This window comes from Maribacter corallii (assembly GCF_047345415.1).
Lineage (GTDB): Bacteria > Bacteroidota > Bacteroidia > Flavobacteriales > Flavobacteriaceae > Maribacter_C.
This window is the reverse complement of the sequence record NZ_JBLFEP010000003.1, coordinates 65,443-90,396: the sequence shown is the minus strand read 5'-3', so window position 1 is coordinate 90,396 and position 24,954 is coordinate 65,443. Positions and strand designations below refer to the sequence as shown.

The window sequence follows — 24,954 nt, the reverse complement described above, 5'->3', positions numbered from 1 at the left end:
ATATCGGTTTCGAGCTGCCGTTTTCCGACAAGGTTTCGTCACTACAAATATGGGAGTTTCCTCCCTACTACACCAATTAAATCATCGTTTTAGGGTACCAAGGCAGGAAGAATGTAATCGCGTAAGACCTCCCGGGATTGATTTCCCTTGCGATTCCTGAAATTACCGGCGGTAATGACAACAACCGATTCCAATTCGGGGAGGATGAATATAAATTGCCCGCCGGCCCCTCTGGCTTCTATCGAACGGAATTCCTTGCCTTTGACCTCATAGGTGTCATGCCACCATAAGTACCCATAGGCATTCTTATCCTGCACATCTTGCAAGCGAAGATGTTTTTGAAACGAGGCCTCCACCCATTGTTCCGAAATGACCTGCCTGCCCTGCCATTGTCCCTTGTTCAGATACAATTGCCCGAATTTGAGTAAATCACGCGGGGTGAGCAACATGCCACCCCCAAAATAAGGGATGTCATAGGTATCATCGGTCTGATTGATGTAATTCGTGATGCCCAGGGGAGCGAAGAGTTTTTCGTTCATATAATCTTCCAATGGAACATCTAAAACCTCATTCAGGCAGACCCCCAATAAAAAGGGATTGGCGGAACCGTAATCGGCATACGTACCCGGTTCTTTGACCATGGGTGCCTCTAAAACCGTTTGTAACCAAGGGGTCGTGGTCGTACTTTGGTAATTGTCTTCCGAGGCTTTACCATTCACCTCAAGACCAGAACTCATGGTCAACAGGTGCTTCAAACGGATCTTGGACTTTAACTCGTCTTTGGTAGCTTGATAGCTTTCCGGCAAAAAATCATAGAGTTTTTGGTCCACACTTTCGAGAATTCCATCATCCATGGCAATACCGATTATTGCCGACGAGATACTTTTAGAGGCAGAGCGCAAATCGTGTGGAATATGGGCATTAAAGCCTTCGAAATAATTTTCGTAGACCAATTTCCCTTCCTTGGCGATCAAGACACTATGGGTATTGACCAAGGTATTGGCATGGATATCGGTTACTAAACGGGCCAATTCACTTGTGTCGATTCCGGAATCATCGCTATTGGCCGTGGCCCAACCATCGTTCGTTTGAGGAGGGGTGGCGTTGTTTTGGGATTGATCTACCGCATCCCTATTGTAATCCCAGCCCTCAGTGGTATGGGTGAGGTTTGTTTTGGCGAGCAACACATCGGTCAATAATACCTTTAGTTCAATGGTATCGGGCAAGAACAGCGCCTGAAAATTTAATCCCGTCATTCCGTCACGAAAAAACAAGGTTTCTCCTTTCTTTTCAAAATCGCCGGACCACATGCCTCGAAAACGCTGGTCTCCCCAAAACGGATAGGCCGCAAGGGTACTATCCTCCATATGTTCCACATAGAGCATGATGTCGTCCGATTGCAGGCCGTTGTCCACCATGAACGGATTCCAAGGACCGCCAAAGGTATTTTTCGCTATTTTGGGAAAGCGAACGCGGTAATAGAACTTACCGGTCTTGATGAATCCACTGAGTGCTGTCCCTTCCGAATTCTTTTCCAAATTGAAAAACAATTGTTCGTCTTTATTGAATCGGATATGATCTGCACTGGACGACTCAAAGGTCTCATCGATGAGTTTGGTATCATTGACAAGGGTCAGTTGGTATTTGGCTCCATCTAGGTGTTCTAAGGTGACCTGAAAGTTGAAACTCTTTTTATTGGGCAGGAAACCGATCCACTCCCCATCAACGACCGGCTGCTGTTGCGGTGTACAGCTGAGTACGATTAAAAAGAACGGGAGGACTACAAATGAAATACGTTTATACATAATTGATGAATTTTAGGACAAAAGTAAGGCAGTGAGGTATCCCAAAATTGTATGAAATTAACATTGGGTGCCTATTTCCCTTTTTTTGAACCACTCACCTGCAAAATGATTTACAAACGGTCGACCTTACTCCACCTTACTAGCACCGTAGATGGTGGTCTGCATACCTGCGATTTTCCATTGGCCCTCCACTTTTTCCATCAACCGGGTTTCACGTTTGAGACCGCGTAGGGAATCTTGTTGTTCATACACCACCCAGGCCCCAGTGCCATAGAGCCGTACATCGATATCATCGATCAATTCAGGTACCGGCTCGGGTTCGGGATGGGCCACAAAATAGTCCTTGACGAATTGGTCGACCTCGGCCCAACCTACGGACTCCGAGAAGGTACTATCCGAAAAATTGAGATAGATCTTGGTCATGGTAGGGTCATGTACCCATTTATCTTGCCAGGCTTCATAGTCACGGCTAAAGGCAGCTTCGGTCTCGCTGTTCAAGGTATGTAGAATTGCGGCTTTTTCCTGTTCGACGGTTGGAGTTTCGGTAGTCGTTGTCGCTTGTTTTTCTGGAGTTTGTTCCTTACAAGCTGCAACGCACCATACTAGACATAGTGCCAAGGCAAATTTCTTTTTCATCTGTTGTATTTAAGTTTACTGAATAGCCCATTATGGCTTCTCTTCTTCGTAGATGTCAAATTTAGCCGAAAAGGAGGTCATGAATTCTGCATTTGAAAACTGTGTTTCTGTCATGGTCGACAGTTCTTCCAAAAAGATATCGAAGCGTCCTTTCTTGAAAATAGTCAACATTTTTCCGCCCGCTTGACATTTGGCCTCATGCCATACCTTCGGCGGAACCGTAATCGTATCCCCTGGTTGGAGCAGGATAGTCTCCTCATCAAAAACGAGTTCCATTTCTCCCTCCAACATATAAAAAATCTCGGTCATGATCTTATGATGATGGCGCTTTAAATGGAATCCGGGTTTTAAGGTATCTTCAATGAGGCATAATTCACCGTTAGTATCTCTAGAGGACAGTTTTACAAAGCAGTGATCTTGCGCATAGTCGTAGTTCGCTCCCTGGCCTTTTTTGACGTAGTTCTTGGCATTCATCATTTACTGTTTTTATTGATTCATTATCCGAAGTCGCACTTCTACCCTAAATAGATCAAAATCCTCTTCTGATTCAAAACCCTAATTGTCATTAAAGTTACTACTTTATATGGATCGTAAAATACCGCTAAGTCCTTGATCACTATGGTGGGTGATGAATAGTCAATCCTATTCCCTAGGTTAAATTCTTGAATAGAGTACACGCTCTTAGTACTCTTGATATTTAAAAAAGGGCAGAACGATTTTTTTATTTTCAGTGTTACTATGCTTTTTTATGTTGGCTTGGTCACCGAACCTTTCTTTTGCAATTTGAAGAACCAATAGGCCAAATAGACATTTCCAAAAATAGATGGGGTAAACCACGCCCAAACCCCAGGAATCCATTCATTGACCACAACAAAAGCGGTCACGGCCGCTACATAACCACTTATCATTTTTGATAAATGTATCTTAAGCCAGTTCTTCTTTAGCTTTTTAAGGTTTTTTAAAAGAATTAAATCTATCGCTCCAAAAATCAAGGCAATTAGTCCAAAAACAAACAAGACAATGTCTATCTTCTTATCAAGCAACACGGGATATATCATCATTGCCGCCCCGGTAACGATTATGAGATAGGCTAAAAACTTATCCGCTCGAACCGAATGATTTCTTTTTCGGTAGTTCAAACTTCTAAAACCACCAATGATAAAATAACTGCTGAATATTCCAATACAGAACAAAAACGAACTTTTGTGATTTGGCATATTGGCAATGGCCAGGGATAATATGGTGGAAGTGAGCATCGTATAGAAAAACAGTTTTCCTGACTTTTTATGTAGAACCGTTCCTTTTTTTGCCAATAGGGAGATGGCCCCGGATATCAAGGCGATCCCTCCAAATCCGGCATGCGTAAGAATCAGTATTTTTGCTAGTTGTGCTATGGTCATGTTACTTTGAATTTAAGAGTTGATGGATTTTTTCCGCAATTTCTTCGGCGTAATATTGAAGCCCCAAAATATGCGACTGGTCTATTTCATAAAATTGCTTGGGATGATTGGCGTTTTCAAAAATTATTTTCCCGAATTCTATAGGTACTTTTTTGTCCTCCTTGCTATGGATCACTAAAACAGGTTTCCAATTCTTCTTGATCTCGACATCCGCTTTTTCTTCATTTTTAACCAAACTCCCCCAAAAAGGAACTGTGTATCTCGCCTCGTCCCTGTGACTTGCAAAAGCGCCTTCGACCACTATCGCGTCTATTTCATTTTGGCGGTTTGAGCCGATTACCGAGGCCAAATACCCCCCATACGACTGCCCATATAGTATGATCTCTCCATGACGTAACTCGTCTTTCCCTTTGACATAGTCAAGAATAGAATATGCGTCTTTTAGCGCATTCTTGCGAGTAGCCTTTCCCGACGAAAAACCATAACCACTGTAATCAAAGGTCAGAACCCTGTAGCCATAGTTAAGAAGTGGACTTATGGCTTTATACTGGGTAAACAAGTTACCAGCAGATCCGTGAAAATGAACCACCGTAGCCTTTGGATTTATTGTGGTAGGCGTCATTAACCAAGCGTTCAATACGTTTCCGCTTTTGCTTTTTATGGTGTCGACTCGTATCATAAAATCCTTATCGATGGGCTCACCGTCTTTTCTTGAGAAGTGTATGGTCTTATCTTGGGGATTTAAATTGAAAAGTACAGTGTCCTTTCCAAAATCAAATGATTTTAGTGATTCTATTGAAACAGGGATTTTACTTGGATAATGAAATCTGCTATTAAAGGCACATGAAGCGGTAAGGGCGACCACTAGGGCCAAATGTAAAAAGGTACGATAACACATTTGTCTTCGATTGAAATTCAATCGTAAATATGTCGCATTTACCAAAAGTTATCCTGACACATTTGTGTCAAAAATGATTTTCTACCATTTTTTTTCGAATTCTTGTCAAGGATTGTCTCTCAATACCAAGGTAGGATGATAGGTCTGAAATACTAATACGCGTGATGATGTTTTGATTTTTTTGGATAAAGTCGGTATATCGTTTTTCGGCATTTTCGAATAAAAAGCTCTCTATACGGTCCTGTTTTTTTAATAAGATCTGTTCCGCAATCAATCGCCCGTATTTTTCAAAATTCTTGTATTCGCTATAGGCGCCTTGAATTGCAACGTAGGGTAAATTCACCATTGTAGTGGGTTCAATTGCCTCAATATAGTACTTAGATGGTTTCTGCTGAATAAATGAAGGGTAGTCAGCCGCATATGAATTTTCGTGAATAAAGGAAATGGTCACCTTTTTGCCTGATTCATCAATATAATAACTACGCAATAATCCTTGATGAACAAATCCCATGTTATTTTGAATTTGCCCACTTTTTAGGTAGAATTCCTTTTTCCTTAAACTGGTCAGGGTAAGATTTCTTCTGATGTATTCGAGTTCCTCTTTTTCAAGTTCCGGACAAATTTCCAAATAGGAATTTAGATAATTTTGAAAGGCTTCTTGTTCCATATTCACTGCTGACAATTGGTTTTTCTGCTGTAAAATACAGCTTTATCGCCCTAAAACATTACAAAATCGGTACATCTTAAACCAACGCTGTTTACATGGGAGAAGATAAGTGTTTTGCAGATGAGGGTGGTCAGGGTGTTGAGACCTGCTCCCTCCTATTCGGAAGGGTTATCCAGTACTCTTACCAACGCGGTAAAGTAGCGATTGGCGATAAACTCGGCGCCAGCTTGATTGTAATGGACCTCATCGGCCAAGAAATCATCGGTAAACCCGGTAAACATATCTACAGGAATGACTTGGGAGCTGGTCGTAGTCTGTGTCGTAGCAATGGCAGCGATGACCTGTTGCGCCTGCGCAATGGCAATGGTTTCAGCTGTAGTCGTGAGATCGGAACGTAGCGGCGCCAGTTGCTCAATGAGAATGGTCACATTCGGATTTGCCTCCTGTATGACATCGATGATTGCGTTCACATTCGCAAGGGTTGCCTCTATCGAGGCACCGTTCAAGATATCATTTCCTCCGGGGGAACTGAACAATACGATATCAGGCGCTCCGGCGGCGTTGATCCAACTTTCGATACCTTCCAAAATTTGTGAGGAGGTCCAGCCGCCCCGTCCTTCATGGTCGGTATCAAAGGTTCTGCCTTCAAACTCGAGATAAGAAGCACCATCGGTCTGGGTACCGATAAAATCAAAGGTATATCCTCCTTCGACCAGATTTTTCCATAATTCATATCGAAAACTCTCAAATTCGGGGCGATTGCCCTCCACCCGTGACGCCCCTAAAGGCATGATCGTATTGATAGAACTGCTTTGGGGTTTTGGGGGATCGGCATCATCAGCACTGCAACTCCATGTCAACACGGTAACAAGTATCAGCGCGAACGTACTTAGATGGTTGAATAGCATTGGGCTTCGAAAAATGTGTGCAATCATATCGAAATTATTTGGGTGTACTTCCTTTTCGTCGTAGTCTTAGGAGAAAACTTCCGCTTTAGGGGCCTTGTAGTGGTAAAAGTATCAAATCAGAAGTTGTTAATGGGGTTTTCGGTCGAGCTAAAATACTTAGGTTCGTGATTTTATTTCTAAAGTACTCTTCACACGTGAGAGTAGCTTGAATTAATTTCAGTATAAATGATGAAGTAGGCTCTTTTCTGCTGGTCATTATTATCGTAATCTTTTTGATTTTTTCATTGCCTTTCTATCATAACTGGAATAATAAAGATTATTTATGTCTGGGAAGTCTTTGGATATTAGCAAGTCGATTTTGGATTTCTTACACTTTTCTACTGTTTTGCACGGTAGACTGTCTTTATGCTGCCTCGTCCTAAAATGGAATTGGTTTTTGAGATAGGTGTATTTGATGTATAAATCCACATACGAATTGGATGTTTCGTAGGCATTTTCGACCTCCCCCTTAATTCGGATTCCCTCTCTAAGTATTTTGTCAATTGCAAGCGGTTTCCTAGTTATTAAAATTTTGGAATTTTCAGGATTCGTATAATCATATTCAACGGGATAGAACTCAAATCTTCGAGCCTTGGACTCACGAACATATTTTGGCCATCCAGATTTGTTTGGATTCTTTGTTTGAACAAGTTTTCCATTGGCGTAAAACTCAAACCGAATAGAACCAGCATGTCTATCCTTTTTTATTTTGGTGACCCTCCCAATAGTAGTGATGCGATTGGAATTCAAAGAAATTTCATCTTTCCGTGAATTATATAACCCCATGATAATTAGGGCACATATAAATAGGAAAATGAGTATTGCCTTTTTGTTTTCTTGTTTCTCCAAAGACTTAATATATTATTTTACAACAGCCTACCCTAAACCGCAAGGAGGTTTAGGATTCATTCTTAAAAGATCAACGATATACAGTAAGACCCGCAAGTAACGAATAATTGGACTTTGTTTCAATCCTCCTCTATTCCCAAAATACCTCCCCATTTAATGGTACCATTAGTATACTCCCGCTTGGATGGTCTTGCTCTACTTTTTGGCGCTTGAAGACTGTGTCAAGGGTAACGATATCCTCATATTCACTTGGAATCCGCTCGACCAATCCAAACAATATATCATAACCACCTGAGCAGTTAGTAAACATATGGACTTTAGCAGGTACAAATTCCAGTTCATAACTCAGAGCCCCTTTATCATCATAGTATTTCCAAATTCCACTTCTGTAGTGATAAAAATTGAGGCAATATGCCACATAACAACAGGTGACATACTCCCCTATTTTGTAATCTCCTTCACTGACAAGGATTCCGCTTGCATTATATTCTCTCCAATGCCCAACCTTTATATTACTCGGTGTCTTACCGTCCATTGCTATCTTTCCTATTCCTGTTACAACATCATTTTCATTACATTTAGTTATTAAACTGTCCCTCTCAGGAAGTCCGTCGGAAATATCCCCATACTTTCCATAATTCTGATAGTTTTCATTAGCCTCTTGTCCATAAGCGAGATTGATTATGGTTAAGAATAAGGCCAATAGAATTCTTTGGGGTTGCTTCATTTTTTTTAACATTATCTCTAGTGTCTTGTCTTTGAGCAGTTGTGTGATTTAGCACTTAACTTTGTAAGCCCGCCGACAGGCAGGCAATGACTAAAAGTCATTATTGTAGCTCATTTTTATATCCATTCGGCTTTAATTCCAATACTATTCATTTCGTCAACTATAGTATCTTTTGCATAGCATACTATGGCTTTCTTTAAGTTTGGAAAGTGTTTTACATCTTCAATAGACTCGATGTCCCAATACTTTTCCCACCCTTCCCCAGACCTTAAAAGTTGCATATAAATGTCATTTCCGCCATCTTGATAGATTTCAGTGATTTCAGATGCATATTTCTTAGGAATCGGTAAATCCTTAAAATATTGGGTTACTTCCGGTATGGGCTCATAACCTTCTTTTTCAATATCTATTTTCCTTTTGTCATACCACTCTACAAATTCAATTAAGTCAAACTTAGGTGCCAAGAGTTCTTTGATATACATTAACTCTTGAATAACCGATAACTTAAAACCGAAATCTCTAAACTCGATTTGCTCTTCGTCTAATTTCTTGATGGTATACTTATCTTTTGTCAGTTTAGGCTTCACAAAATCTTTATCAAAAATGATATTATAGGAAATACTAATCAAGCAAGGGCTTTTTTTACCAGTATATGTGAAGTGCTTAATCTCATATTTTCGCATCGTAACATTGTTGAAATGTTTTTTATTGATTTCAGAACCATCTACAATTATTTTTCCTTTGAAGTACGGCTTTTGTTCAGCTTTAGATTTAGCTTCCATAGGATTATAGTCTGTATGTAAGGTCAAATGATTTGTTCGACCATTCCCGTGTGGGTTCGTACTTATACCTAACTCTTTCCAGTAAATCTCATTTCCAGTAGTTTCAGATGGTTTCCCAAAACATTCTGTTAAGCCATCGCTACTTATGGGTAACTCAATGATTTTTTCGTTGATAAAAAGTTTGTCATTATCGATTCGTATTGTGACATCGGAAGATTTATTTTTTTGATTAAAAATGTTTATCATATTCTCATCTCAAATTGGCTACAAAGGTATCGGTTATGAGTAGTTGCGTGGGTTAGCACTTAACCTTGCAAGCCTCCAGGCAGGCAGGTACACACCAAGTTGGAAATTGCTGCGGAATTTCCAAAGTAGGCGAGAACATGCAATTACGTATAGCCATTGCATTATTAGCTTTAGTTTTTTGCAAATTTTAGTAATGGTGAAATGTTCCCATTGTCAGCCTTTTTTAATGCGTCAATATACTGTTTCCTTATTTCATCAGCTCTGACCATATTCGATTGGTTCCAATTAAAAACCTCTTTCTCAAATATTGATTCCATTATTATATCTGCCATTATTCTTGAATGTCTTCCATTTCCATTTGGAAAACAATGAATAGAAACTATTCGATGTTTGAATCTTATTGCAATTTCATCAGGTGAATGCGTTTTATTCTCAATCCAATATTTGGTGTCGTCCAATAGATTCTTTAACTCGACTTCAATTTGGACCCATGGAATACCGATGTTTTTTTCAGTTCTTCTAAATTCACCTGCCCATTTCCATACATCTCCATACATTCGTTTATGCAAATCCTTGATAAATTTTTCGGTAAGTACTTTTTCGGGCTTCAAATTTGTGTGAATAGTCCATTCAACCGCATTTTCAATGTTCAGTTGCTCAAATTCATCTAGTTCTCCTTGAGTGGTAATTGACTTTATTTTTAGACCTTCCTTTTCATCTTCGTCCAATGGTGTTTGTCCATCTTTGTAATCGAATTCTAATCCCATAATGACTTCCTCATCTCTCGTTTTATTTCATTAGCAAGTTCCTTTATAGTTATGGCTATCTTTTCATCCCCAATTCCTTGGTTCTCTAATTTCATATTTTGATTGGTCCGCAATACTATTTTTTGGGCCAACTTTTCTGCTTTTAGTTGTATTAAATCGTTGATGGTCCCATTTTTTGGGACCAGTGCATATACCAATTTTAAATCCATTGCCTTGGCTACATCCTTTAAGGAATTTAGCGTTATCGAGCCATTAGCCTCACTCTCCTCAATTCTTTTTACACCTTGTCTTGTTATATTTAGGTTGGTACCAAGTTGGGCCATTGTCATATTGAGTGTAGTCCGGATTGTATTTGTCCATCCACGTTCTGGAACCAGGGTTTTTCTACTTTCATAGAACGGCTGTAACTTTTGGTCCAATTGCTCAATTAAAAGTTTTCGTTTATTTCTCATACATTGTAAATATTCACGTTTACAAAATAAAAACAATGTAAACGTATTCATTTACAAATATATTAAAAAGTCAATATATATGTTTACAAAAAAATAAAAAAGTAAACTTATATGTTTACTTTGTGTTGTTGTTTAAATTGAAGCCAACTTGTTTTTATAGATGTAAAATACAGCACTAAACCACCCAATGGCAAGAAAAATGACGGTTTTGTACGAATTTTGTACGCTATGCTAAACATTCGAACAGCTTTTGGGTTAAAACTCCGAAGATAAGGTCGTCCGAAACCTTAGAAAGCCTCCATCGCCTCAATGATAAAGGGATCTACTTCCGTGGCCAAGCGCTTTTGAAAAGCAGCCTCATCCAATTGGTCCGACCAGCTCTCGTCGTATTTGATCAGAAAATCATTGAGCGGTTTCAGTACCTCGACCCCAAGAGTATCTATAATCCGTTGGGCCGCTCGCGTAAATTTCATTTGATAGAACCCATAGTCTCCCGGAGATAGTTCATAATAGTGTGTATTGAAATCCGACAGGCTGTTATACTGCTGTTGTGGTGGAGGATTGTTTAGACTAAAGTCGACCAAGCTAGTTATGTATATCAACTCTTTCGGTCTTTGGTACTTATAAAAAGCATAGAGGCCCATATTGGCATGCACTTCCTCTAACCATCGACTCATCGAAAAGCCTCCCGAATTGTTGGGATCCTGAAAGCTATGGGTCAGCTCGTGAATCGAAAGCTTGTCGAAAAAAAGCTGCATATCGAACTCCCCTTCAGCGTTGGTATATACGGCTTTGAGTTCCGTTGTCATTTCCGGAGGAAAACCGCCCAGCATCTGCTCATAACCATCGGCCATACTATTCTTCCCAGCCCCGACAATCAGATTACCTTTATAGTATTCCGGCATGCCCGGAACCGGCAAATAGGCGTGGGTAGCCCAATCTTTTTCGGAAAGCACGAGGAGACAAAAATCGCTCTTCTCTCCCATGATAGCAGTCAGAAACTGGTAGGCCTCGTTTACCAATGCAGCCTCTTCTTGGGCATGGGCCGCTTCACCGGTACTATGGAGTACCTTAAAGGTACTTTCGAACTCCAGTTGTTGAAGTCCCTCGTGCTTGGCCGTATCCACGGAAGTTTCCTGGGCAATTCCCTTCGATGCCAGCACTGTTAGGGCCAATGCTATTACCAATTCTCTTATCATAGTTCAGTTCTTTGACATAAAAACAGAACACCCCGATGTCGACATCGGGGTGTATCAGTCTTAAAGATATAAAAATATATACTTCTTATATTACATTGAGGTTTAAAGTGCCTCTAAGGCCTTTTTAACCATCACTTTTGCCAAATGGGCGCGGTAGGCCTCATCAGCAAAATGGTCGCTCATCAGATCTTCTATACCATCCACAGCATGCTCGGCGGCATCGGAGCTCCCAGAATAAGCATCCTCTACTGCGGTAGCGCGATAGGGAGTGCCTGCTACTCCTGTAATACCCACTTTCACACCATCGCCGTCCTGTACCGCAGCCACGCCCACCACCGCAAAGCGGGAAGCGGACTGAAAAAACTTCTGGTACGTGCCATTGGCCACTTTCGGAAAGCGGATGGCCGTAATGATCTCCTCTTCGGCCAAGGCCGTCCAAAAGAGTCCCAAGAAAAATTCTGTTGCGGGAATACTGCGTTTCCCTTCTTTCCCTTCGACCTCAATCGTCGCATCGCAGGCCAAAACGACCGCCGGATAGTCCGATGAGGGATCGGCATGAGCCAAACTTCCGCCTATGGTGCCCCGATTCCGTATTTGTACATCCCCGATCTTACTGACCGCTTGGTATACGATATTCAGGTGGTTTTGTACGACTTCGGAGCGCATCACTTGGCTATGGGTACAATTGGCGCCGATAACGATCTCATCGCCTTCTTCGGTAATGGTATCCAAACCGGGAATGCGTTTGATATCGATCAATACCTCAGGGCGACTCATCCGCAGTTTCATAGCGGGCACCAAACTATGTCCCCCAGAAACCACTTTCGCCTCCGAACCATGTTCGCCAAGTAGGCTTATCGCCTCACTTACCGATGATGCTCTCTTATAATCAAATTTTGCTGGTATCATTGTGTTCTATTTTTTTATTGTGGTTCCCGCTTAGGCAGGAATCGTTGTTTTAATAGGTTACTTACGGTACGGTACGCTATTCGCTGTTCGCCCATTGCTTTTCGTCGTTTTTAAGGCGTATGGCGAATAACGCTTCGCGTCTCAGTTTTGCATCGCCCTCCAAACCCGTTGTGGGGTGACCGGCATTTGAATATCGGTGACACCGAGATGCGATAGGGCATCGACTACAGCGTTTACGACCGCTGGGGTGGAACCAATGGCGCCGGCCTCCCCTGCTCCTTTGACACCCAAGGGATTATGGGGACAAGGGGTAGTCGTGCGGTCGGTTTCGATCATCGGCACGTCATCAGCGCGTGGCATCGCATAATCCATATACGAACCGGTGGTCATTTGACCTTCGCCGTCATAGACCACTTCCTCAAGCAATGCCTGTCCGACACCTTGTACAACCCCTCCATGGATCTGTCCGTCTACGATCATCGGGTTCATTACGTTGCCGACATCATCACAGGCCACAAAACGCTTCAAATTCACTTTTCCCGTATCCGAGTCAACCTCCACTACAGCAATATGCGCCCCAAAGGGATAGGTGAAATTCGTCGGGTCATAAAAACTGGAGAAATCAAGTCCGGGTTCCAGTCCTTCCGGATAGTCATGTGGCACATAAGCCGTCAGGGAGACATCCCCGAACGAAATGGATTTATCGGTTCCTTTTACGGTCCATTTGCCTTCGGCATAGTCCAAATCTTCCTCGGCAGCTTCCAATTTATGTGCTGCTATTTTCGCTCCTTTTTCCAAAATCTTATCGATACTCTTGATGATCGCACTTCCTCCAACGGAAAGACTTCGTGAGCCATAGGTACCCATTCCAAAGGCGACCTGGTCGGTATCTCCATGAACGATGTCCACATCATCCATGGCAATGCCCAATTTATCGGCTACAAACTGGGCGAATACGGTCTCATGTCCTTGTCCGTGGGAATGTGCTCCGGTAAATACCGAAACCTTTCCGGTCGGCTGTACGCGCACATGGCCTACTTCATAGAGTCCGGCTCGGGCTCCTAAAGCCCCAACTACCGCCGAAGGGGCGATACCGCAGCCCTCGATATAGGTAGAAATCCCTACCCCCAAGAGCTTTCCATTCTTTCGGGCTTCGGCCTGTTCTTTTCTAAAGTCTTCATATCCCAACATTTCTAGTCCGCGTTTCAGTACCGCTTCATAATTACCGCTATCGTACTGAAGGGCGACCTGCGTTTGGTAACCCGGTTCGTTTACCCCATCGAAAGGAGGAATGAAATTCTTGAAACGGAGTTCCGCCGGGTCCATGTCCATCTCCTTGGCCGCTTTTGAAATGATACGCTCCAAGAGATACGTCGCTTCTGGTCTTCCGGCCCCGCGGTAGGCATCTACTGCCACCGTATGGGTAAACGGCGCGACCACATTCAAATGAATCAGCGGTGTGGTATAGACCCCTTGAAATAGGGTTCCATGCAAATAAGTCGGTACGGCAGGTGCGAAAGTGGATAGGTAAGCCCCCATCGCACAGTACTCGTCGGTAAGATGCGCCACGATTTTTCCATCTTGATCAAAGCCCATTTTGGAGTGAACGATATGATCACGTCCGTGGGCATCGGTCAAAAAGGCCTCTGTTCTATCGGAGGTCCATTTGACAGGCCGTCCAATTTCCTTCGAAACCCAGGTCAGTAAGGCTTCTTCCGTATAATGGTAGATCTTACTTCCAAAACCGCCCCCTACATCATAGGATACTACACGTACTTTATGCTCGGGAATACCGAGGGCAAAAGCGCATAGTAACAAGCGGATCAAATGTGGGTTCTGCGTACTGGTATAGAGGGTCCATTTATCCCCGTTCACATCATAGTCCGCAATATAACTTCGTGGTTCGATGGCATTCGGGGCCACACGATGGTTCTTATAGGTCATTTCGGTGACGTGGTGGGCCTGCTCCAGGGCGGCCTCCACTTCCGCCCTATCGTTTCCGATACACCAATCGAAAGAGGCGTTGTCTCCCCAATCGTCATGTACTTTGGGCGCACCAGGCTCCATAGCCTTTTTAGGGCAGGTTACCGCGGGCAAGCCTTCGTATTTGACTTCGACCAATTCCGCAGCATCGCGCGCCAGTTCTTGCGTCTCGGCGATGACAATGGCGACCGCCTCACCCACATGTTTGATTTTATCTTTGGCCAATAATGGGTGTTGGGGTTCGCGCATGGTCTCCCCGTTTTTGAAATCCACCTGCCATCCACAGGGCACCCCGTACGCGCCGCAGCCATCTTCGGCCGTGTAGATCGCGACCACCCCTTCGGCAGCCTTGGCCTGTGTCGTATCAATACTCAAAATCTTCGCATGGGCATATGGGCTACGAACAAAGGCAGAGTGCGTCATGCCCGGTAGTTTGATATCATCGGTATACTTTCCAGCTCCTTTCAAAAACCGATCGTCTTCTCTTCTTTTTACGGATTGTCCTATATATGTTTCCATAGTTATGCGTTCATTTTTTCAGCAGCATGCTGTATCGATTTGACAATATTGTGATAGCCGGTACAACGGCAGAAGTTGCCTTCAAGTCCGTGGCGAATCTCTTCTTCGGAGGCATTGGGATTATTCTTCAGGATGTCGGCCGCCGTCATGACCATACCGGGCGTGCAGAAACCGCATTGCAATCCGTGGTTTTCCTTAAATGCGGCTTGAATCGGGTGCATTTCGTTTCCATTGGCCATGCCCTCAATAGTGGTTACCTCAGATCCATCGACCTGCACGGCCAACAAGGTGCAGGCCTTTGCCGCAGCACCATCAACGTGAACGGTACAGGATCCACAGCCACTGGTATCACAGCCAATATGCGTGCCGGTCAAGTTCAAGGTTTCTCGAAGATATTGGGCCAAGCTGATACGTGGCTCAACATCATGGGAATACGTCTTCCCATTAATTGTCATTGAAATTTGCATATATCTTACGATTTTAAAGTGTTATCAGGATTTGATCTCGGAAAAAGGAATCTGTTTCTTGTGCAACACTAGCCCATCGGACGGACTTCCTTCGGCAGTCGTGTTCCCCTATCGCTTCCCTGAGACTTCGTGATCGTTTTCGACTCCACTCAAACCGACCGTGTTCTTACAATCACCAATTTGACAATTAAGATAAAAAGAAGCGTTGGTTTTTCATAACTATTTTGGGAAGTATTTTACGTATTCCATACTTATTAGCACATCTGTTCAAGAGTCTATCAAAATACGGTCGACAAAATTAGCGATTTGGTAATTTACGTTTGCTGCGAAGTTGCTGCAAAACCGATTTTAGACTTTCCATATTATGGGCGGACGCCAAGATATCGATATATGGAAGCGCCGTTTGCATCCCAATGGACTCTGGAGCAAATTCAGGATTCCCCGCGAGCGGATTTAACCAAATCACCCTTTTCGATTTTTTGTGAATGGTTTTCATAGCGTCTTTCATGATTTCAGGTTCACCCGTATCCCATCCGTCGGATAAAATCAAGACAACCGTTTTCTTATCCAACATGCCATGGCCATGGTTTTGGGTGAAATCCTGAAGACAAGAACCAATGGTCGTTCCTCCGGACCAATGGGGTACGCGATCCGAAATCATGCGGAAGGCCGTATCGAATTCGTTGTTGTCCAATAGCGTACTTACCCGATGTAGGGCAGTGCTGAATACCAAGGTCTCTATTTTATCATAGGCGTTCTGAAACGCATACATCAGATGAATGAAAAAGCGACTGTACAGATCCATCGAACGGCTTACATCGCAGAGCAGTACCAGTTTTAGTTTACGGTTCTTTTTTTCGGAAAAGACCAGTTGTTGTATTTCCCCTCCTTTGCGCATATTCGTCCGTATGGTGCGTTTGAGATCCACATGTTGCTGTCGTTTGGACTTCTTCCGCAAACGACTTTTTTGATGTGCCATTTTTCGCGCTAGCTTTTGCAGTACCCGCATCATCAAGCGCATCTCGTCTTCGCTTAAATCGAGGAAATCCTTTTTGGTCAGCACGTCTATCGGACTAGAAGCGGCGATTTCCTTCTCCTCCTCCGACGGACTCAGGTTCAACCAGTCCTTCAAGGCTTCAAACTGGGCCGCTTTGGACTTTTTTTCCGGCTGCCTCTTTTCTTCAGGGACTTCTTTGACCTTGGAATCGGAAGCGTTCTCCAACTGTTTTTTAAAATCGAGATAGTAGGCATCAAAATGCGACCGTTGGAATTCACTCTTGGAAAGAACAGCCTTCAATGCCTCTTGGAAGTAGTATTCAGAATGTATGGGAAGCACTGCAATCGACCTAAGGGCATCGGCCTCCTCGGTAGCAGTGATGTTAAATCCCTTTCTTCTCAGAAAACGACATAGCAGCACAATATTGGCCGAAAGTTCTGTTTGGTGTGTTGGGGTTGACTGCATATCACTACTTTGACTTAAACGCAAGGGACGCAAAGTTTACGCAACGAACGCTAAGTATCGGTTTCTAATGTCTATTTGATCCTTTTAAACTCTGCGATACTCACTGTACAGTGAGTCTACTTACATATTATTGGCTACTCTTCGAATTCCGTTCTTAATTAAAGTCACATTGAAATTGATCAACATGCCCAATTTACAATTTGATAATTTTAAATAGGGTAATAGCTGAACTAGATGAACATCGTTTAAGGCCTCTACTGCTTTTACCGCAATGATAACTTTATTTTCTAAATAAGGTCTATCCGATAACCGACTTCTAATTTTACCTCTTCATATACTAAGGGTAGAGACTTTTGTTTTATCACGACCAACCCGGATTTCCTCAATTCGCAGTAAAGACATTCCTCATAGGCGCTTTCCAAAAGTCGGGGTCCCAAAGCTCTATGTACTTTCAGAGCACAGTCGAATATCACCTTTGAAATTTCATTTTCAGTCATATGCTGGGTTTAATCGCTAGGAGCACCAAGGTTTCTAAAGGTCACGAAGCATACATAGATGAAGTAATCGCTAGCCTTCCTTGGGCCTTCTTCGCGCGCCTTGCGTTTACGTCAACCGTGAGCTAACCCCAGTTCTTTCAAAGAGCTCCGAAAGGGAATCTCGGGTATGGCGCATATCTTGCCAATCTTTAAGAACCACACCAAGCGTATCTTCAACAATCTGTTTATCTAGGTGCGTTAAATGCATACTAGCCAATGCTTTGGCCCAATCGATAGTTTCCGAGATCCCGGGGGTCTTTTCGAGCTTCATCTCCCGCAATTCTTTCATAAAAGCACAGATCTGTATGCCGAGTTGTTGATCGATTTCCGGGACTTTGGATTGCACAATAGCCAGTTCTTTTTCGAAGGTCGGATAGTCGATCCAGAGGTATAAACATCTTCTTCGCAAGGCTTCCGATAGCTCTCTAGTACGATTGCCCGTTAAAATAATTTGGGGTTTATGAGTGGCTCTGATCGTGCCTATCTCAGGAATGGTCACCTGCCAATCGGAAAGTACTTCCAACAGAAAGCTTTCGAATTCCTCATCCGCACGATCTACCTCATCGATCAATAAAACGGCCTTTTCTTTATGTGTAATCGCATTTAACACCGGTCGTTTTAAAAGGAACTTATCCGAAAAAATGGTCTCTTCCAGATCTTGAATCCCTTTGCCTTGGTGTTCTTGCATTTTCAAATACAATAACTGGTATTGGTAGTTCCACTCATAGAGCGTATGCGTGCTATCCAAACCTTCATAGCATTGCAGCCGAATGAGTTCTGTTCCCATGGCTTGTACCATTACCTTGGCGATCTCGGTTTTGCCCACCCCTGCAGGACCTTCTACCAATAATGGTTTTTCAAGTTTCATGGCCAAAAAGACGGACATGGCAATGGCGCCATCATCAATATAACCTTGCTCGTGGAGCATTTTCTTGATTTGGGGAAGTTCTTGCGATGTTGGATTCATCAATAGGTGATTTTGAGAATAAGATACCAAATCTAAACTGAAGTTCAAATATGAAAAGGTGCGGCATCTATAGCCCTACGAAATGAGGAAGCAGAACGATCGGATCAAAAAAATCAGAACACTACGTTTTAGCGGAGGGATGGGAGACCGGTACTATTTCAAATACCAGTCCATCGCATTTTTATAAAATATATTTTCTTGTTCCGCCGCGGTGAAGTTTTCTTTGATCAGTTGAATGTCCCTTACAGAAAAAGGTATTTTCGCCCTGGTAGATGGTAAATCCGTTCCGAACATTAAGGCAGTAGGGTCGATGCTATGGATTTTCCGCATAACGGGAATCGGGTCAAAATCAATTCTTCCGAAACCAGTGACTTTTATTTTCACTCCCTTTTCCGCCCAGTGATACAAACTAGGAATGCCCTTTTTTGAGAGGCCTAGGTGGTCAATGGAAAACTTAGGGATTTGACCGAGTACAGGAGCTAGTTCGGGTAAGTCCTTACTGTCTACATACAACTCCGTATGCCAATTGTATTCCTCGTACAATCGATTGGAGAGATTGACCATATGCTCAATACGCTCCGAGCCGCCCCGTTTCAGATTGAATCGCACGGCGACGATATTGGATTTATTAAGGTTATCGAGTTCTTCTTTGGTCATTTCAACAGGAATATTGGCTACTCCAAAATAATTTTGCCCCAGCTCCTGTAACGAATCGATTAAGTACTCTTGATCGAATTTCTGAAAGGAACCGGAAACGATCGCCCCTCCAACAATATCCAAGTTTTGAGTCGTTTCCCTATAATTTTCTAGTGTAAAATGTGAAGGCAAATACCCATTGTTTTCAAACAAAGGATACTTCGGGTCAATGATATGAAAATGAGCATCGAATAGTGGCATACCTCATCAATTAAGAAATGATTTTTTCCAATGAATATAAGTCTTTCCAAATCATATTAAGTATATTCCAAGCCGGAATCTACTATTTAAAATTTGATATGAGCTGGATTACAACTATAGATTTCGAAAAGGCCCAAGGAAAATTAAAGCGCCTCTACAAAAGAGTCAAAGGCCCCAATAACAATGTGGACAATGTGTTGAAAATACACAGTCTACGGCCGCATACCCTGGAAGGACATATGGCGCTCTATAAGGCTGTGCTACATCATTCCGGAAATTCATTGCCCAAATGGTACTTGGAAGCTTTAGGCGTTTATGTCAGTCATCTGAACCACTGTGATTATTGTTTCGACCATCATCTTGCAGGACTCCAGCGGTTATGGAACGATGATGAGAAATCAAAGCGCTATGCAAATGCCGTTACAAATGATGTGCTCGATACGTTCTTCGATGCGAAACTTTCACTTGGAGCTAGCTATGCCAAAAAATTGACCTTAAGAGTTCAAGAAGTGGTCAAATCGGATTTCACAACACTCAAAGATGTGGGATTCTCCGAGGGTGAAGTATTGGAAATCAATCAAGTAGTGAGCTACTTCAATTATGTCAACCGAAGCGTCATCGGTTTGGGTGCGACCACGGCGGGGGATATTCTAGGCCTCTCCCCCAACCAAAACGACGAGCCAGACAACTGGGGGCATTCCTGAACGTTATGCGCTTTCGCTATGCGCTGTTCGCGATACGCCGTACGCCATACGGCATACGCTTTACGCTTTACGCACGACATCGCGCTTCATGCTACTGACAACATACTTCTGAATTCTCAATTCTGAATTCCTAACTGCTGGCTTTTCGCTATAAGCTTTACGCCATACGCTTTACACAAGTCATCGAGCTTTGTGCTTCAAGCTACTGACAACATACTTCTGAACACTCGATTCTGAATTCCGAACTGCTGGCTTTTGGCCCTTGGTTGCTGGCTTTTCGCTATTCGCCTTACGCTATACGCTTTACGCACGTCATCGAGCTTTGTGCTTCAAGCTACTGACAACATACTTCTGAATTCTGAACTCATAACTCCAACTCCTAATTCCTAACTCCTAACTCCTAACTCCTAACTCCTAACTCCTAACTCCTAACTCCTAACTCCTAACTCCTAACTCCTAACTCCTATAAACTATAAATTATCCAATTGATTGCTGCTCTTATCGTCACTGATGGTCCAGAAGAAGCCGACGACAAAGAAGGCATCTGCAGTGGGTCGTATCGCACGTCGATCGAAAATACCATCCATATTAGGCGCATCGGCATATTGATAGCCATTTACGTTTTGAAATCCTGTAATATTGCTTACCGAGAAGAACAGTATTTTCTGTTGTGAAATCAAATAGGCCCAATTCACGTTCAGGCTGTTGAACGGTCTGGTCTTTTCCGCTAAAAATTCCGGTGTATTCGGATTGTCATAGGGGCGACCTGATCCGTAGTTATAGGATACACCGATCTGCGAACGCCAATCTTCGACCCAATACTTCGTCACCAATGAAAGGCTGTGTGTCGGTGCAAAGTTTGGAGTGGCCCGTTCGGAGAAGTCTCGATAATCACGCTCTGTATTCAAATAGGAGTACGACGCCCAATAATCCAAGTTCTTGATACTCTTATTATCACGCCAGAAAAAATCGATACCTGTGGCATAACCACCACCTAGATTACTGAATTGCGAATCGAATTGAGGCATTTCGGTATCGAATTTGACGAGTCCGTCATAGTCTTTGTAGTAGGCTTCGGCACGAAAGGTTTTGCCGTCGGATAAATACTGATAGTTCAGAATGTAATGCGACGTTTTCTCGAAATCCAAACTACGGTCGAACTGTAACGATTCCGCCAAAGGATTTTGGTAGAAATCCCCATACGCTAAAGAGAACTGTCCCTTTTCGCTGCTTTTGTATGCAAGAGAAAGACGCGGTGCGATATTTGAATCTTCCAAAAAGCTTGAATATTCACCCCGTACACCAAGCTTCATGGCAAATTTGTTACTAAAGAAAATATCGGCCTCGGCAAAACCTGCACTGAGGTTATCGTTAAAGCCTGATTCAAATGTAAAACCATCGGGTGCAGTAAATATATTATCATAGTTGGTCCTAAAGTGCTCCGCTCCGAAATTCAGTTGAAACCGACTATTAAACGTCTTCTTTAATTTCAATTTTAAATGTCCGGCTGTTTCGTTGGCTTCGATATCATTGACGTCAAACGCGATGTCATTCCGATCGGAAGAAACACTTACCCCTGCCGTCATCGTCCATTCCTTATCAAAAAAGTGCTTGTAGGAAGTATTTGCATAGAGATTACTGTTTTTTAGGCCAAAGTTGACAAACTCGTCAAAATTGATATCCTCTTGGTCAAGATTCAGGTTCGCCTGATTGAAGCCTGTGTAGAATTTGAACATTCCTTTATCGGTCTTACTTCGAAACACGGCCTCTCCTGAAATAGACTCGTAGGGTTTATTCCAACGGGCACCCTGTTCATTGGGTATAATCCATTGATAGGGCGCTAAGTTGATGTATTGGGCATTGACACTCAGTGATTTATCACCCCAAATTTCGGTCTTCCCCAGCCCTGCTCCTACCGAAAGTACGGAGATATCGGTTTTCTCTTGATCCGGTTCGTCTGTGGTGTTCAATAGCAATACACTGGAAAGTGCTTGCCCATATTCAGCGGAATAGCCTCCCGTACTAAAGGTGATTCCCTTGAATAAAAATGGAGAAAAGCGACCTCGGGTGGGAATATTATTCGCTGTAGCGTTAAAAGGTTGAAAGACACGAAGACCATCAATAAAGACCTGCGTTTCCCCTGCTTGTCCCCCTCGAACGAACAAACGCCCATCTTCACTAACCGTTGACGTGCCGGGTAGGGTTTGTAAAGCGCCGACGAAATCACCTGCCGCCCCTGCCGTTGTAACGATATCCAAGGGTTTTAAGACCGATACTTTTGAATTGTCTCCAGCTTGAAAGCTCCCGGCCGTTAAAGTGACTCCCGTCAATTGATTGATCGCTTCCGCAAGTTCGATTTTCAAATCTTTGAGATACGAAATGTCACCTGCTTGCATATAGGTATCGAATCCGACCATCGAGACGATTAAATTTTGGGTTCCGGTTTCTGTGGTTTCAAAAGTGAATCCTCCCTTTGCGTCTGAGGAGGCCCCATCGTAGGTACCGTCCAAATAAATATTAGCCCCTTCGATCGGATTTCCTTTTACATCCGTCACTAGACCAGATATGGTCGTTTGCGAAAGGCTGATCAAGGTGTAAAAAAGACAGGTAATAAGTAGAATTTGATTTTTCATGATTGTTCGTTTCTGATGTTCTTTTTGTTTGATGAAGCAAAAATGCGAACAGAGAAGACCGTAGGGAAAACCGTTTGACCGAACTGTAAATTTTAGGGGGTGAATTGAAGGAAAAAAATGAAGACACAATTCAGTAGCAAAAATCAACAATTCGGTTAGATGCATTTCAAAAGGCAGACATACCACCGCATCTTTGGGTCATAATTAATCACTAAAACAAAAACATCATGAAAAAAGTAGCATTATTATTAGGATTCGCATTCATCACATTGACCATGAACGCACAAGAAACTTCAGGAGCAACCGTTACCGTAACCATTGAAAATGTGCTTTCTGACGGAGGTACGATACTTGCGGGGCTTCATACCGCAGATACCTTTATGAAAGGAATGGGAGTCGCTAATACGGCAGCACCGGCCGCCGAGGGCAAAGTAATTTTGACCTTTGAAAACGTTACCCCCGGAACCTATGCTATTATGGTGATGCACGACAAGAACGATAACAAGCAAATGGATATGGATGCCAGTGGTATGCCCTTAGAGAGCTATGGTACTACCGGAGAAATGAACATGTACGGTCCACCAAGCTTCGACAGCTCAAAATTTGAATTCACCGGGGAAAATCAAGAATTCACCATTCGGTTCTAAAAACAAAATCATCGATCAAAAACAAAAAAGCTCGCCTAAGGCGGGCTTTTTTTATTCTAAAATTTTGAGGAAAAAAGTCTTTGGTTCACTATAGTCACCAACTACGTAATCAAAAGCATGGTCAGAAATAGATTTGAATATCATTATTAAGTCCAAATGAGGTATCTTGATACTTCTTAGGTAGAAGCAATGAATAAAACCCTTCAAACATTTTTGAACCAGTTGTGGAAATCCATTGTGTTCTGGACGTTTGCCATGGTACTCTGGGGGATGTTTCGCTATTTTGGTATTGAAGATGAACCGGGCGTTACGATAAGTGATGATTTTCAGAACGATCTTCACATGACAGGAATACTGCCCCTTTTTACCTTGGCGGGCTTTATCATGGGAATTTTATACGCCGTGGTGGAGTTCTCTTTTGAGAAATACAAATCCAAAAGGCTTTCTATAGGACTCAATATACTGGTCAAAACCCTGATTTACCTTGTCTTGATCGTCATTCTATCGACTTCGATGATCGAATTGGGCTCACAATTATTCGGTATCGAGAAAAACAACGATTTGGGTTGGTGGCGTCAGGATAAAAGTTTTTGGATTACCGTATTGTACTTCTTGCTTACCTCCCTGATTTTTTCCTTCATCAAAATCGCCAACGAAAAATTCGGACAGGGAGTGTTTTTAAAAATGCTACTGGGTACGTATAAAAATCCGAAAGAAGAAAAACGGATTTTTATGTTTCTTGACTTAAAATCGTCGACGACCATTGCGGAGGCCCTAGGGCATTTCAGATACAGTCAACTAATCCAAGATTGCTTTTATGATCTGAATGCCATAGTTCCGAAGTACGCTGCCGAGATTTATCAATATGTCGGTGATGAAGCGGTGCTCAGTTGGCCCTATCAAAAAGGATTGGCCCACAATAATTGTGTCGCGCTTTTCTTTGCCTTTCAAGCGCTATTGAAGTCAAGAAATTCATATTATACGGAAAAATATGGCACAGTTCCTGAATTTAAGGCAGGACTACATGGCGGAAGATTAATGGTGGCGGAAGTTGGTGTCGTAAAAAAAGAACTGGCCTTTCATGGGGATGTCATCAATACGTCGGCACGGATACAGGCCGAATGTAACAAACATAATGTGCCTGTGTTAATCTCCGAAGAATTAAAAGAGGATTTGCAAATAGACTCGAATTATACCACAGCGTCTATTGGGAACTTGCTTTTAAAAGGAAAAAAGAAAGCACTGAATGTCTTTACCATTGCTCCAATCCCATAGCTATTCGACCAGATGAACAAACAAGAATTTTCAGCTAAGATCAATTGGGACGAATACGGCATCGGCCATGTTAAAGCCCACGTTCCCATTTTTGAAAAAGAACTGGAGTTTGAATTGTTTTCCGATCATGCGAAAAAACCGGACATCTCAACTAAGATGTTCGCAACCGTCGAAGATGTTCTGAATTTGCCCGATGGCGCCCTTGAAAAAATAAAGGACCTCCTTTGGGAAGAAGCGCAATTCTCTTTTACCGTTGCGGATTATGGCTGTATCCCCCAAGAGGGTGAAACGGTAAAAAATGCGCATTTCCGGGAGTTTGGTTTGCATACTAAGCAAGATACCTTTGAAAAAAGTTATATAAAAGCGGTTCAGATTCAATATGAAAGTGATGTGCTTGATGCAAGATATGCCGAACTAAAAGTTGAATCCGCTACGGATAACCTCATCAGTATTATTGTGAAAAACGGAACGATCATCGACTTTGATGACGATGGCGCATATTTGGGCGCTTTCGAAAAAAATAATCAGTATGCCCATACCCAGCGAAAAAAAGTATTGAACGGATCGATTTAATGAAATT

24 protein-coding genes and 1 pseudogene are annotated in these 24,954 nt (G+C 42.7%); 4 read left to right on the top strand and 21 right to left on the bottom strand.

Annotation, left to right across the window (positions count from 1 at the left end; translation table 11 throughout):
• Nucleotides 1–89 precede the first annotated feature (89 nt).
• The 20 genes and pseudogenes from ACKWCA_RS10305 to ACKWCA_RS10210 all read right to left on the bottom strand — a co-directional run bounded on the left by ACKWCA_RS10305 (nucleotide 90) and on the right by ACKWCA_RS10210 (nucleotide 19,115).
• On the bottom strand, nucleotides 90–1,805 hold the full coding sequence (locus tag ACKWCA_RS10305; RefSeq protein ID WP_413978112.1) for a serine hydrolase domain-containing protein: 1,716 nt from the start codon (nucleotides 1,803–1,805) through the stop codon (nucleotides 90–92).
• Between the two features lie 126 nt (nucleotides 1,806–1,931).
• Nucleotides 1,932–2,441 carry a nuclear transport factor 2 family protein gene (locus tag ACKWCA_RS10300; RefSeq protein ID WP_413978111.1) on the bottom strand — a complete coding sequence of 170 codons (510 nt, stop codon included), beginning with the start codon at nucleotides 2,439–2,441 and terminating at the stop codon, nucleotides 1,932–1,934.
• A 30-nt stretch (nucleotides 2,442–2,471) separates the two neighbouring features.
• Complete coding sequence (locus ACKWCA_RS10295) at nucleotides 2,472–2,918, bottom strand: cupin domain-containing protein (RefSeq protein ID WP_413978110.1); 447 nt, start codon at nucleotides 2,916–2,918, stop codon at nucleotides 2,472–2,474.
• Nucleotides 2,919–3,187: 269 nt separating this feature from the next.
• Nucleotides 3,188–3,841, bottom strand: coding sequence for a DUF2306 domain-containing protein (locus tag ACKWCA_RS10290; protein ID WP_413978109.1), 654 nt, complete (start codon nucleotides 3,839–3,841; stop codon nucleotides 3,188–3,190).
• Nucleotide 3,842: 1 nt separating this feature from the next.
• The gene (locus ACKWCA_RS10285; RefSeq protein WP_413978108.1) at nucleotides 3,843–4,739 is read right to left on the bottom strand and encodes an alpha/beta hydrolase; all 897 of its coding nucleotides are present in this window, start codon (nucleotides 4,737–4,739) and stop codon (nucleotides 3,843–3,845) included.
• A 67-nt stretch (nucleotides 4,740–4,806) separates the two neighbouring features.
• Entirely contained in the window at nucleotides 4,807–5,406 is a 600-nt protein-coding gene (locus tag ACKWCA_RS10280) for a Crp/Fnr family transcriptional regulator (RefSeq protein WP_413978107.1), read from the bottom strand.
• Between the two features lie 155 nt (nucleotides 5,407–5,561).
• Nucleotides 5,562–6,341, bottom strand: coding sequence for a GDSL-type esterase/lipase family protein (locus ACKWCA_RS10275; protein WP_413978106.1), 780 nt, complete (start codon nucleotides 6,339–6,341; stop codon nucleotides 5,562–5,564).
• A 231-nt stretch (nucleotides 6,342–6,572) separates the two neighbouring features.
• On the bottom strand, nucleotides 6,573–7,202 hold the full coding sequence (locus ACKWCA_RS10270) for a hypothetical protein (RefSeq protein WP_413978105.1): 630 nt from the start codon (nucleotides 7,200–7,202) through the stop codon (nucleotides 6,573–6,575).
• A 130-nt stretch (nucleotides 7,203–7,332) separates the two neighbouring features.
• Nucleotides 7,333–7,941: a toxin-antitoxin system YwqK family antitoxin gene (locus ACKWCA_RS10265; protein ID WP_413978104.1), complete on the bottom strand. Its 609-nt coding sequence runs from the start codon at nucleotides 7,939–7,941 to the stop codon at nucleotides 7,333–7,335.
• Between the two features lie 104 nt (nucleotides 7,942–8,045).
• A complete protein-coding gene (locus ACKWCA_RS10260) occupies nucleotides 8,046–8,957 on the bottom strand; it encodes a DUF6892 domain-containing protein (RefSeq protein ID WP_413978103.1) in 912 nt (303 codons plus the stop codon).
• A 170-nt stretch (nucleotides 8,958–9,127) separates the two neighbouring features.
• Nucleotides 9,128–9,724: a mobile mystery protein B gene (locus tag ACKWCA_RS10255; protein WP_413978102.1), complete on the bottom strand. Its 597-nt coding sequence runs from the start codon at nucleotides 9,722–9,724 to the stop codon at nucleotides 9,128–9,130.
• Entirely contained in the window at nucleotides 9,715–10,176 is a 462-nt protein-coding gene (locus tag ACKWCA_RS10250; RefSeq protein WP_413978101.1) for a mobile mystery protein A, read from the bottom strand. Before ACKWCA_RS10250 ends, ACKWCA_RS10255 begins: the two co-directional genes overlap by 10 nt.
• A gap of 287 nt (nucleotides 10,177–10,463) precedes the next feature.
• Nucleotides 10,464–11,375, bottom strand: coding sequence for a hypothetical protein (locus ACKWCA_RS10245; RefSeq protein ID WP_413978100.1), 912 nt, complete (start codon nucleotides 11,373–11,375; stop codon nucleotides 10,464–10,466).
• 102 nt (nucleotides 11,376–11,477) lie between these two features.
• Complete coding sequence (locus ACKWCA_RS10240) at nucleotides 11,478–12,284, bottom strand: FAD binding domain-containing protein (protein ID WP_413978099.1); 807 nt, start codon at nucleotides 12,282–12,284, stop codon at nucleotides 11,478–11,480.
• 141 nt (nucleotides 12,285–12,425) lie between these two features.
• Nucleotides 12,426–14,786, bottom strand: coding sequence for a xanthine dehydrogenase family protein molybdopterin-binding subunit (locus tag ACKWCA_RS10235; protein WP_413978098.1), 2,361 nt, complete (start codon nucleotides 14,784–14,786; stop codon nucleotides 12,426–12,428).
• Between the two features lie 2 nt (nucleotides 14,787–14,788).
• Nucleotides 14,789–15,253 carry a (2Fe-2S)-binding protein gene (locus ACKWCA_RS10230; RefSeq protein ID WP_413978097.1) on the bottom strand — a complete coding sequence of 155 codons (465 nt, stop codon included), beginning with the start codon at nucleotides 15,251–15,253 and terminating at the stop codon, nucleotides 14,789–14,791.
• 298 nt (nucleotides 15,254–15,551) lie between these two features.
• On the bottom strand, nucleotides 15,552–16,715 hold the full coding sequence (locus ACKWCA_RS10225; protein ID WP_413978096.1) for a vWA domain-containing protein: 1,164 nt from the start codon (nucleotides 16,713–16,715) through the stop codon (nucleotides 15,552–15,554).
• Nucleotides 16,716–16,835: 120 nt separating this feature from the next.
• Nucleotides 16,836–17,212, bottom strand: a pseudogene (locus tag ACKWCA_RS10220) (GxxExxY protein).
• 106 nt (nucleotides 17,213–17,318) lie between these two features.
• Nucleotides 17,319–18,218 (bottom strand): AAA family ATPase, encoded by a 900-nt coding sequence (locus ACKWCA_RS10215; protein ID WP_413978095.1) that lies wholly within the window; start codon nucleotides 18,216–18,218, stop codon nucleotides 17,319–17,321.
• Nucleotides 18,219–18,371: 153 nt separating this feature from the next.
• Nucleotides 18,372–19,115, bottom strand: a complete 744-nt coding sequence (locus tag ACKWCA_RS10210) for an amidohydrolase family protein (RefSeq protein WP_413978094.1) — start codon at nucleotides 19,113–19,115, stop codon at nucleotides 18,372–18,374.
• 98 nt (nucleotides 19,116–19,213) lie between these two features.
• On the opposite strand from ACKWCA_RS10210, the gene ACKWCA_RS10205 reads away from it, so the two are divergent.
• Complete coding sequence (locus ACKWCA_RS10205; protein WP_413978093.1) at nucleotides 19,214–19,819, top strand: carboxymuconolactone decarboxylase family protein; 606 nt, start codon at nucleotides 19,214–19,216, stop codon at nucleotides 19,817–19,819.
• Nucleotides 19,820–20,289: 470 nt separating this feature from the next.
• Here the strand turns inward: ACKWCA_RS10205 and ACKWCA_RS10200 are convergent, their stop codons facing one another.
• Nucleotides 20,290–22,452 carry a TonB-dependent receptor gene (locus ACKWCA_RS10200; RefSeq protein ID WP_413978092.1) on the bottom strand — a complete coding sequence of 721 codons (2,163 nt, stop codon included), beginning with the start codon at nucleotides 22,450–22,452 and terminating at the stop codon, nucleotides 20,290–20,292.
• A gap of 227 nt (nucleotides 22,453–22,679) precedes the next feature.
• Between ACKWCA_RS10200 and ACKWCA_RS10195 the strand changes: the two genes are divergently transcribed.
• The 3 genes from ACKWCA_RS10195 to ACKWCA_RS10185 all read left to right on the top strand — a co-directional run bounded on the left by ACKWCA_RS10195 (nucleotide 22,680) and on the right by ACKWCA_RS10185 (nucleotide 24,947).
• Entirely contained in the window at nucleotides 22,680–23,099 is a 420-nt protein-coding gene (locus ACKWCA_RS10195) for a DUF2141 domain-containing protein (RefSeq protein ID WP_413978091.1), read from the top strand.
• 189 nt (nucleotides 23,100–23,288) lie between these two features.
• Nucleotides 23,289–24,374: an adenylate/guanylate cyclase domain-containing protein gene (locus ACKWCA_RS10190; RefSeq protein ID WP_413978090.1), complete on the top strand. Its 1,086-nt coding sequence runs from the start codon at nucleotides 23,289–23,291 to the stop codon at nucleotides 24,372–24,374.
• A 12-nt stretch (nucleotides 24,375–24,386) separates the two neighbouring features.
• Entirely contained in the window at nucleotides 24,387–24,947 is a 561-nt protein-coding gene (locus tag ACKWCA_RS10185; RefSeq protein ID WP_413978089.1) for a hypothetical protein, read from the top strand.
• Nucleotides 24,948–24,954 lie beyond the last annotated feature (7 nt).

Coding starts and splice junctions, on each gene's coding strand:
- ACKWCA_RS10305 (WP_413978112.1), bottom strand. CDS start 1,805: ATGTATAAACGTATTTCATTTGTAGTCCTCCCGTTCTTTTTAATCGTA.
- ACKWCA_RS10300 (WP_413978111.1), bottom strand. CDS start 2,441: ATGAAAAAGAAATTTGCCTTGGCACTATGTCTAGTATGGTGCGTTGCA.
- ACKWCA_RS10295 (WP_413978110.1), bottom strand. CDS start 2,918: ATGATGAATGCCAAGAACTACGTCAAAAAAGGCCAGGGAGCGAACTAC.
- ACKWCA_RS10290 (WP_413978109.1), bottom strand. CDS start 3,841: ATGACCATAGCACAACTAGCAAAAATACTGATTCTTACGCATGCCGGA.
- ACKWCA_RS10285 (WP_413978108.1), bottom strand. CDS start 4,739: ATGTGTTATCGTACCTTTTTACATTTGGCCCTAGTGGTCGCCCTTACC.
- ACKWCA_RS10280 (WP_413978107.1), bottom strand. CDS start 5,406: ATGGAACAAGAAGCCTTTCAAAATTATCTAAATTCCTATTTGGAAATT.
- ACKWCA_RS10275 (WP_413978106.1), bottom strand. CDS start 6,341: ATGATTGCACACATTTTTCGAAGCCCAATGCTATTCAACCATCTAAGT.
- ACKWCA_RS10265 (WP_413978104.1), bottom strand. CDS start 7,941: ATGTTAAAAAAAATGAAGCAACCCCAAAGAATTCTATTGGCCTTATTC.
- ACKWCA_RS10260 (WP_413978103.1), bottom strand. CDS start 8,957: ATGATAAACATTTTTAATCAAAAAAATAAATCTTCCGATGTCACAATA.
- ACKWCA_RS10255 (WP_413978102.1), bottom strand. CDS start 9,724: ATGGGATTAGAATTCGATTACAAAGATGGACAAACACCATTGGACGAA.
- ACKWCA_RS10250 (WP_413978101.1), bottom strand. CDS start 10,176: ATGAGAAATAAACGAAAACTTTTAATTGAGCAATTGGACCAAAAGTTA.
- ACKWCA_RS10245 (WP_413978100.1), bottom strand. CDS start 11,375: ATGATAAGAGAATTGGTAATAGCATTGGCCCTAACAGTGCTGGCATCG.
- ACKWCA_RS10240 (WP_413978099.1), bottom strand. CDS start 12,284: ATGATACCAGCAAAATTTGATTATAAGAGAGCATCATCGGTAAGTGAG.
- ACKWCA_RS10235 (WP_413978098.1), bottom strand. CDS start 14,786: ATGGAAACATATATAGGACAATCCGTAAAAAGAAGAGAAGACGATCGG.
- ACKWCA_RS10230 (WP_413978097.1), bottom strand. CDS start 15,253: ATGCAAATTTCAATGACAATTAATGGGAAGACGTATTCCCATGATGTT.
- ACKWCA_RS10225 (WP_413978096.1), bottom strand. CDS start 16,715: ATGCAGTCAACCCCAACACACCAAACAGAACTTTCGGCCAATATTGTG.
- ACKWCA_RS10215 (WP_413978095.1), bottom strand. CDS start 18,218: ATGAATCCAACATCGCAAGAACTTCCCCAAATCAAGAAAATGCTCCAC.
- ACKWCA_RS10210 (WP_413978094.1), bottom strand. CDS start 19,115: ATGCCACTATTCGATGCTCATTTTCATATCATTGACCCGAAGTATCCT.
- ACKWCA_RS10205 (WP_413978093.1), top strand. CDS start 19,214: ATGAGCTGGATTACAACTATAGATTTCGAAAAGGCCCAAGGAAAATTA.
- ACKWCA_RS10200 (WP_413978092.1), bottom strand. CDS start 22,452: ATGAAAAATCAAATTCTACTTATTACCTGTCTTTTTTACACCTTGATC.
- ACKWCA_RS10195 (WP_413978091.1), top strand. CDS start 22,680: ATGAAAAAAGTAGCATTATTATTAGGATTCGCATTCATCACATTGACC.
- ACKWCA_RS10190 (WP_413978090.1), top strand. CDS start 23,289: ATGAATAAAACCCTTCAAACATTTTTGAACCAGTTGTGGAAATCCATT.
- ACKWCA_RS10185 (WP_413978089.1), top strand. CDS start 24,387: ATGAACAAACAAGAATTTTCAGCTAAGATCAATTGGGACGAATACGGC.